The organism is uncultured Flavobacterium sp. (assembly GCF_937967675.1).
Classification (GTDB): Bacteria; Bacteroidota; Bacteroidia; order Flavobacteriales; family Flavobacteriaceae; genus Flavobacterium.
Window position 1 is genome coordinate 1 of the sequence record NZ_CALBSN010000131.1, and the last position, 9,634, is coordinate 9,634.

The 9,634-nt window shown below is 29.9% G+C and carries 8 protein-coding genes; 4 read left to right on the forward strand and 4 right to left on the reverse strand.

Features of this window, described 5'->3' with window-relative positions:
- Positions 1-141 precede the first annotated feature (141 nt).
- A complete protein-coding gene (gene corA / locus Q0075_RS08800) occupies positions 142-1,212 on the reverse strand; it encodes a magnesium/cobalt transporter CorA (protein WP_297869201.1) in 1,071 nt (356 codons plus the stop codon).
- A 72-nt stretch (positions 1,213-1,284) separates the two neighbouring features.
- Here corA and hutI point away from each other — a divergent pair, with 72 nt between their 5' ends.
- Both hutI and crcB read left to right on the forward strand, forming a co-directional pair.
- A complete protein-coding gene (gene hutI / locus Q0075_RS08805) occupies positions 1,285-2,520 on the forward strand; it encodes an imidazolonepropionase (protein WP_297869202.1) in 1,236 nt (411 codons plus the stop codon).
- A 10-nt stretch (positions 2,521-2,530) separates the two neighbouring features.
- Complete coding sequence (gene crcB / locus Q0075_RS08810) at positions 2,531-2,908, forward strand: fluoride efflux transporter CrcB (protein WP_297869203.1); 378 nt, start codon at positions 2,531-2,533, stop codon at positions 2,906-2,908.
- A 57-nt stretch (positions 2,909-2,965) separates the two neighbouring features.
- Here the strand turns inward: crcB and Q0075_RS08815 are convergent, their stop codons facing one another.
- A complete protein-coding gene (locus Q0075_RS08815; RefSeq protein ID WP_297869204.1) occupies positions 2,966-3,844 on the reverse strand; it encodes a hypothetical protein in 879 nt (292 codons plus the stop codon).
- Positions 3,845-3,967: 123 nt separating this feature from the next.
- On the opposite strand from Q0075_RS08815, the gene Q0075_RS08820 reads away from it, so the two are divergent.
- Positions 3,968-4,999, forward strand: a complete 1,032-nt coding sequence (locus Q0075_RS08820) for a formimidoylglutamase (protein ID WP_297869205.1) — start codon at positions 3,968-3,970, stop codon at positions 4,997-4,999.
- Between the two features lie 71 nt (positions 5,000-5,070).
- Positions 5,071-6,324, forward strand: coding sequence for a DEAD/DEAH box helicase (locus tag Q0075_RS08825; RefSeq protein ID WP_297869206.1), 1,254 nt, complete (start codon positions 5,071-5,073; stop codon positions 6,322-6,324).
- A 10-nt stretch (positions 6,325-6,334) separates the two neighbouring features.
- Here Q0075_RS08825 and Q0075_RS08830 read toward each other — a convergent pair whose 3' ends face one another.
- Together Q0075_RS08830 and Q0075_RS08835 are read right to left on the reverse strand one after the other, a co-directional pair.
- Entirely contained in the window at positions 6,335-8,530 is a 2,196-nt protein-coding gene (locus Q0075_RS08830; RefSeq protein ID WP_297869207.1) for an ATP-binding protein, read from the reverse strand.
- Positions 8,531-8,614: 84 nt separating this feature from the next.
- The coding region (locus Q0075_RS08835) for an ATP-binding cassette domain-containing protein (RefSeq protein ID WP_297869208.1) at positions 8,615-9,634 on the reverse strand (1,020 nt) is incomplete at its 5' end.

The following is a 9,634-nucleotide window of genomic DNA, read 5'->3' on the forward strand; positions in this document are numbered from 1 at the left end:
ATAGTTAATATGGTTAAGAAAAGTAAAAAACCTAGGTACTGTTGAAATTCAAACATGTTTTCCGGAATTTTTATGAATTCACGTCAAAGATAGTAGTAATATTTATTTTTGACAATAGAATTCAAAATTATTTTATGATAACTAAAACCACTTTTTCAATTTAAAATAAACAAACATAAATAGCACCACAACAATCATTACTCCCCATATAATAAAGTAACCATTCTCCCACTCTAACTCTGGAAAATTTTTAAAGTTCATTCCATAAACCCCAACAATAAAAGTTAAGGGTAAAAAGAACATTGAAACAACAGTTAGGGTTTTCATAACTTCATTCATCTTATGATTCTGCGCCGAAAAAAAGTAACTTGAAGCGCTTTCTAATGTTATCAAATCGGATTCAATTTGTTCTAATAATTCAAGGCATTTTTGATGTAATCGTGAGAAAAAAGAATAATTTTCGTGCTGAATATCATTAAAAACATCATCATCCTTCATGCTTTTAATAGAATATAAGGAATCGCGTAATGGAATAATAGAACGTTTTAGAAAATTAAAATTATCACGATGTTTTTCAATTAATTCTAATACTTCTGGTTTAGTACTTGCTTTTGATAAATTAATAATTTCGTCTACTCGATCTTCTTCGCTTTCAATAGAAATATAAAAATTTTCAATTATAGCATCTAAAAGTAAATACAATAAAAAATCAGCTTTTTTGGTTCTAACTACACCCGAATTGGTTCGTAATCGCTCTCTTATATGCGTAAAAAAATCACTTCGCTTTTCTTGAAATGATAACAAAACATTATCTTTTAACATAAAACTAATTTGTTCATAACCTAAAGCATCACTATCTTTAATAGGTAAAAGCGATTTTACATTAAAAAACAAAATGTCATGATATTCCTCTAATTTTGTTCTTTTAGTAGTATTTAATATATCCCCAATGATAAAATTATCAGCTCCAAAAATTTGTCCAATAGCTGCAATTTTATCAGGTTCGTTTAATCCGTGAATGTTAACCCAATTCACTTTTGTAATATTAATACTGTTTTTTACATCCGAAACTTCTAATTGTTGCATTTCGATTACATCATCAGCATTATAAACAAATAATTGAATTTCAGTTGGGGTAGTTTTATGAGAACCTGTGTATTCTAGAACACTTGGCTGAACTTTTCTTCCTTTCTTGTATTTAATTTTTCTCAAAACAAACAAATTTTATATAAAGATAGGAGTTTTTAAAAATGAGAAGTATTTTTACTAAAAATTTTATTTCGAATGCAAACACTTTTTATCAATATAAAAGAGCTTTTACAAGTTAGAGAAAATTCAATCGAAAAGGTTTCTGGAAAAGAAATGGCTACTTTACCCAAAATCGATAATGCATATCTTTTAATTGAAAATAATCTTATTGCTGATTTTGGTCCAATGGATAATTGCCCAACAATTTCAGATGCTAAAGTTATTGATGCAACTGGACAAGTAATTTTACCAACATGGGTAGATAGTCACACACATATCGTGTATGCAGGAAATAGAATTCAGGAATTTGTAGATAGAATCAATGGTTTGTCGTATGAGGAAATTGCTAATCGTGGTGGGGGAATTTTAAATTCGGCAAAAAAACTGAACGAAACTTCTGAAGATGAAATTTACGAACAATCGAAATTACGTTTAGAAGAGGTTATGCAACAAGGAACGGGTGCGGTCGAAATCAAATCGGGTTACGGATTAACTGTGGATGGCGAATTGAAAATGTTACGCGTAATCAAACGCTTAAAAGAAAATTATCCGATTGCGATTAAAGCTACTTTTCTTGGCGCACATGCTTTTCCTATGGAATATAAAGAAAATCATTCGGGTTATATTGATTTGATAATTAGCGAAATGTTACCAAAAATTGCTTCCGAAAATTTAGCTGATTATATCGATGCTTTCCTAGAAACAGGATATTTTTCAGTAGAAGAAACCATGAAAATTATGGAAGCTGGTAAAAAATATGGCTTAGAACCAAAAATTCATGTGAATCAATTCACGGCTATTGACGGAATCAAAGCTTGCGTAGAAAATGGCGCATTATCTGTAGATCATTTAGAAATCGTAACGGATGAAGATATTGAAGTGTTGAAAAACAGTAAAACAATGCCAGTGGCGTTACCGAGTTGTTCTTATTTTATTAGTATTCCTTATACTCCAGCAAGAAAAATGATGAATGCTGGCTTACCATTAGCTTTAGCTACCGATTACAATCCCGGCACTACTCCATCAGGAAACATGAATTTTGTAGTAGCAACCGCTTGTATTAAAATGAAAATGACACCAGAAGAAGCTATCAATGCAGCAACAATAAATGGTGCTTACGCAATGGGAATTTCAAAAACGCACGGAAGTATCACAAAAGGAAAAAAAGCAAATTTAATCATCACAAAACCTTTAGCTAGTTTTTATCAATTACCTTATGCTTTTGGAACCAACTTAATTGATAAAGTAATGATTGAAGGTGAATTCATTTAATAATTTAACTATGATAAAAACACTTTTACTTGTTGGGTTTGGAGGTGCTATTGGGAGTATATTTCGATACTTAACCCACTGGTTAACTACTAAATATTTTCAGAGTTCTTTTCCTCTTAGTACATTCTTAGTGAATATTATGGGAAGTCTACTTATCGGATTATTTATTGGTTATATTGGAAAGTATTTTCCTGAAAATCATCCGTTAAAATTTTTATTGATTGTGGGTTTTTGTGGAGGATTTACTACTTTCTCTAGTTTTGCTTTAGAAAACTACAACTTACTACAGAATAACCATCAAATTACGGCTTACTTATACATGGCAACTTCCATTATTTTAACTATTTCAGCAGTTGGATTAGGGAGTTACTTATCAAAATACATCTAATAAAAAAAGTCCAATGAAATCAACTCTCATTGGACTTTTTATTTATAATAAAATTAATTATTTTAATTCGAAACTTGTTTTAGAAACTAATTCAGCATTTTTATCAAATACATTTACAAAATAAGTTCCTTTAGCAAAATCTTTTCCTGGCACTTCTTCATTTACTTGAACGGTTTTATTTTCATATTTTACAGTTGAAATAAAACTATATGTTAAGGTTTTATCTCCAGCAGGAATTGTTTTCTTTTCTCCTAAAATATTGTTTTTACTATCAATAATTTGAACATAATATTCTCTCGCTCCTGTTTTTGCAATTTGATTTTCAGCAATTAAGAAACTTACTTTTAAAACATCAGCTCTACTTGCTTTGTCCGTTTCAATTTGTTTTCCTGAACTTCTTTGTTTAACTGCTAAAACTTTTAAATTTAAAACCGCTAATTTAGAACCTTTTTCAACGGTTTTAGTTAAACTTTCATTTTGAGTTAACAACGTATCATTAAATTTTTTAGCATCTGTTAAAACAACTTTTGTACTATCTAAGCTAGAAGTTAAAGCAACATTTTGTTCTTTTAATATTTTGTTTTCAGCTACTAAATTATCCATTTCTCTTTTTAAACGGAAGTACTCATTTTTATACTTTGCCATAGCAGCAGCATCACCTTTCGATTTTTCCACTTGCTCTAACAAAGCTACCATTTTTGCTTGTTCAGCTTGAAGTTCATCCTTTAAAGCTGTATTATCTGCAATAATTACATCGTATTCAGCAATTTTTGCTTTTAACTCTTCTTCTAAAGTACTTTTTTCAGTAGTCAAATTTGTAACTGTCTCTTTATTATCTGTGGTTAATTTAAAAATATAACCTATACTCCCTAGTAATAATAATGCTAATACAACTATTGCTGCTTTTAATCCAGAATTGTTTGATTGATTTTCCATTTTTTAGTTTTTGATGGGGTTATTCATAAGTTTTTTCAAAAGTACAAATTTTAAAGTATTTTCTAAATTTGAAACGAATTTTATTTTAAAATAGTACTTTTGGTCTACTTTTTAACATTTTTTATGGAGAATATTATAGTTTTAAGCCAGAATGAACTTGCAAAAATAACCAATCACAGAAGTGGTGAAATTAAATTTGGTGAAAAAATAATTACAATACCTAGAGATTGTGATGTGTTCGATTTTATAGCAAATAGCGAGGCTAAATTTGTGCTTTTAGGTATTCCCGAAGACATTGGAATTAAAGCAAATTTAGGACGAGTTGGTGCTGCAAGTGCTTATGAAAGTACGCTACAAAGTTTGGCAAATATACAACATAATAAATTTTGTAAAGGAAATAGTCTTATTGTTCTGGGTAAATTAGATGTTTCTAAAGAAATGAAAATTGCTGAACAATTAAATGTTGCTAATAAAGAAGACAGAAAAGAACTTTTCAATTTAGTAGAACAAATTGATGTTGAAGTATCACATGTTATTCACAAAATTTGTTCTACAGGTAAAATTCCAATAATCATAGGAGGTGGTCATAATAATGCTTACGGGAACATCAAAGGTTTAGCTTTAGCTAAAGGAAAACCAGTAAATGCAGTAAATTTTGACGCACATACCGATTTTAGAATCCTAGAAGGAAGACATTCAGGAAACGGTTTTAGTTATGCTTTTGAAGACGGATTTTTAAAGAAATATTTCGTTTTTGGATTGCATGAAAACTTCGTTTCAAAGAGTGTTTTTAACACATTAAAGGAACTTACTTCTAGAGTAAAATATGTTACCTATGAAGAAGTAGAAGTAAAACGTGAAAAAAACTTCGAAACTGAGTTAGAAAACGCCCTCAATTTCATCAAAAACGAACCTTTTGGGGTAGAATTAGACTTAGATGCTATTCCAAATATTCCTTCAAGTGCCATGACTTTAAGCGGTTTTAGTGTTGATAAAGCAAGACATTTTACTTACTTTTTTGGAAAACATGAAAATGCATCCTATTTTCATATTTGTGAAGGGGCTCCTGCACTCGATGATTCTAAAAATAATCATTTAACCGGTAAATTAATAGCTTCATTAATCACCGATTTCATGAAAGCAAAAATGGGATAAAACCAATTTGCTTAAAATAACACTATCTTTGTACTCTTATCGAACTTATTTGATAGGAAAATTAATTATTTATGACATTTAACGAATTAAAATTATTTAACAATATACAACAAGCTTTAGAAGAAGAAGGCTATACTAACCCCACTCCTATTCAAGAACAAGCCATTCCTGAAATATTAGCAGGACAAGATTTAGTGGCTTGTGCTCAAACTGGAACAGGAAAAACAGGTGCTTTCGCCATTCCAATCCTAAATTTAATTCACCGAATTGTAGGTTCGGCAAAAAAAGCAAAACATATTAGAACTTTAGTAGTAACTCCTACTAGAGAATTAGCTATACAAATTGATGAAAGTTTTAAAACATACGGAAAATATACCAATGTTAAGTCATTAGTAATTTTTGGTGGTGTAAATCAAGTGCCTCAGGTAAATGAGTTAAAAATGGGTGTTGATGTATTAATCGCAACTCCAGGGAGACTTTTAGATTTACACAAACAAGGTTTTATCAATTTGAATCACATGCATCATTTGGTTTTAGACGAAGCCGATCAAATGCTAGACATGGGATTTATTAATGATGTAAAGAAAATCATCAAATTAACTCCAGAAAATCGTCAAACGTTATTGTTTTCGGCAACAATGCCTTTAGCCATTAGAGAATTAGCGGATACTTTTTTAACACGACCAAAATACATTTCGGTTACACCCATTTCGAGTACGGCTGAAAATGTAACGCAAAAAGTATATTTTGTTAACAAAGACGAAAAACGTTTACTTTTAAAACAGTTAATTATTCAGGAAAGCTTGAGTAATGCTTTAGTGTTTACCAGAACGAAACACGGTGCTGACAATATTGTAAAAGTGTTGAAAAAAGCAAGTATTAAAGCTGAAGCCATTCACGGTGATAAATCTCAGAATGCTCGTCAACGCGTTTTGGAGCAATTTAAAAATAAAGAAATCGATATTTTAGTGGCTACCGATATTGCGGCAAGAGGAATTGATATCGAACAACTTCCATTCGTAATTAACTTTGATATTCCAAATATTTCAGAAACCTATGTGCATCGAATTGGTCGTACAGGTCGTGCTGGAAATTCAGGATTGGCGATTTCATTCTGTGGAAAAGACGAAAAACCCTATTGGCAAGACATTGAGAAATTAATTCGAATGAAAGTCAAAGTGATTACGGATCATCCATATGAATGGAAAGATGAAGTTAAAAATCCAGATGCAAAACCGGATTTAAGAAATAAAAATAAGATGAATCCGAATTCAAAATCAAGAAAATCGGATGCTTCAAAGAAAAACAAAAAACGTTGGTATTAACCAACGTTTTTTATTTGCTTAAACGTTTAATAGTTGTAAAAAGTTTGTATCCTTCAAACGGCTTTACAATTACTTCATCAATTTGTGCTTCTATTATTTTTTCTTCAATATCTTGTTTATCAAAAGCTGTTACAGCAATAATTGGAGTAGTTATTCCTTTTTCTCGAATCAATTTAGATGTTTCGAAACCATTAATAATTGGCATGTTAATATCCATTAAAATGGCATCAAAATGTATTTTATCTACTAAATCTAATGCTTCATAACCATTATCTACAATATCGCATTTAAAATTATTATTTTCTAATAATCGCTTTGTTACAACTTGATTGATTTTATTGTCTTCAACTACTAAAATCCTATATTCCTTCAATACGGAAACATCTATGTCTAAATTATTAATTATTGCATTTACTTTAGAAATATTTGAATCTAGAGGTAGTGTAAAGGTTATTGTTGTTCCTTTTCCTTCTTCACTTTCCAAATGAATTGTTCCTTGGAATAATTCAACTAATTTTTTTACGATAGTTAATCCTAATCCTGTTCCTTGATAATCATCTTCTTTACGATAGACTTGTACAAATTTTTCAAAAACTTTATTTTGATTTTCTTTGGCTATTCCTATACCATTATCAATAACTTGAAATTGAATATGATATTTTGTTCCCACTATTTGAAGTGTTTTAGCTTTCACAATTATTTTACCATTATAGGTGAATTTTAGTGAATTGCTGAGTAAATTTATAAAAATTTGAGAAAGGCGAATTTTATCCCCTACTAAAAGATTAGGAATTGAATCATCACACTCTATAAAAATTTGGTTGTTGTTCTTTTTTGCTAAAAAATGAAGTGAATCTTTGATAACTATTAATTCATCATGAACATTGAATACCATATCTTCAAGAATTACTTGGTTTTCTTCAATTTTATAGACTTTTAAAATATCATTTACCAATGACAACAAATACTTAGCAGAAAACTTTAAAGATTTTAAATGCGGACTATTTTTTAACTCTTTATGTTCATCAAGAATAATATCTGTAATTCCAACTACTCCATAAAGTGGTGTACGTAACTCGTGACTAATAGTTGAAATAAATTGTGTTTTTAGTTGTGAAGCTTCTTCCGCTTTTTCTTTTGCCTTTAATAAAGCAATATTAGCTTCTTTTAAATCAATATTTGCTTTAGCTTTAGTTTTGTTATTTCTTATTAAAGAGAGTAAAAGAAGTAAGAGAATAAAAAATATAATCCCTAAAAGAATTACAAAAACTCGATTAGCTTGTAATTTTTCTGCTTGAATCTCTTTTTCTTTCTCAATTTGGTCAATTTTACGATTGATTTCGTCATGTTCAATTTGCATTCCTCCTATTTTAACTTCATTTAATCGATCTTCATTATAAATCTCATCTTGTAATTGGTCGTGTTTTAAAAGGTAATAATGTGCTTTTTCAAAGTCTTTAATTTTGTAGTAGAAATTAGAAATATCATGATAAACATCACTTGCATTTGATTTAATTAATTCAATATCGTTTTGCTCACAAAATTGAACGGCTTTCAAATAATATTCTTCCGCTTTTTTATCATTGTTAAGGTAGTTGTAATACAATCCAAAGTTGGAATTTAAGGAGATTTTAGATTCTATATCTCCATTTTTATCCACATAGTCTTTAATTTCATTAAAATATTGAATACCATTACTAAAATCTTCAACTGCAAAGTAGGCACTTCCAATATTCAATTTTGAAAACATAATTTCATATTCATCATTATGTTTAATAGAATATTTTAAACCTTCTTTATAATGTTGAATACCTTTATTAAAATCTATTTTTCGATAACAATAAAGGTTTCCTAAATTATTATTTAACCAACCTTTAACCGTATCGTTATTAACTTTATTGGCTAAAACTAAACCCTTATTGTAATATTCAATTGCTTTTTGATAATCAGAGAATTCTTCAAAATTAAGACCAATAAGATTGTAAGCCTTAGATGCAATTAAATCATCGCTGTTTTTCGTAGCAATAATTAATGCCTTCTGTGCAAAATCGAGCGATTTTTTTGTATCAAGTTTTAAAAAGCTTTTACCGGCTTGTTTTAATAACTCATTAGCCTCTTTTCTTCTTGAATTTGTATCTTGCGCAAATCCTAAAATAAAAGATAAACAGAAAAATAAAACAAAATAAAACCGCTTATAAGTTATCATGTAACTGTTTTAAATAGGGGAATGAATTCGAATACTAATATAAAAAAAATCCTGTTTAAATCAGGATTTTTTTTATATTAATGTTTATCTGATAAGTTTTTTGTATTTAATTCGGGTTGGAACCACATCTTTTCCTAAACGTTTTTTCTTGTTTTCTTCATATTCAGAGAAACTTCCTTCAAAGAAATATACTTGAGAATCTCCTTCAAAAGCTAAGATATGTGTACAAACTCTATCTAAAAACCATCTATCATGGGAAATAATAACCGCACAGCCAGCAAAATTTTCTAAACCTTCCTCTAAAGCTCGTAATGTATTCACATCCAAGTCATTCGTAGGCTCATCTAATAACAATACGTTTCCTTCTTCTTTCAACGTCATGGCTAAGTGAAGTCTATTACGCTCTCCACCAGATAAAGTAGCTACTTTTTTGTTTTGATCGCTTCCGCCAAAGTTAAAACGAGATAAATACGCTCTCGAATTTACTTGTCGTCCGCCCATCATAATCAATTCTTGACCATCGCAGAAGTTTTCCCAAATGGATTTATTCACATCAATATTAGCATGAGATTGGTCAACATAAGCGATTTTTACTGTGTCACCAATCGTAAAAGAACCACCATCTGGAGTTTCTTCACCCATAATCATTCGGAAAATGGTCGATTTACCAGCACCGTTTGGACCGATAATTCCAACAATTCCCGCTTGAGGAAGTACAAAATTTAAATCATCATATAATAATTTATCACCAAATGCTTTAGCTACATTTTTAGCTTCAATCACATTGGTTCCTAAACGAGGTCCATTTGGAATGAAGATTTCTAATTTTTCGTCTAATTCTTTTTGGTCTTCGTTCAATAATTTATCGTAATTCTGTAAACGAGCCTTTTGTTTCGTTTGACGTCCTTTTGCACCTTGACGCACCCAATCCAACTCACGTTCTAATGTTTTTCTGCGTTTTGAAGCTACTTTTTCTTCTTGCTCTAAACGTTTCGCTTTTTGGTCTAACCAAGAAGAATAATTTCCTTTCCAAGGAATACCTTCTCCTCTATCTAATTCTAAAATCCAACCTGCTACATTGTCTAAGAAATAACGGTCGTGCGT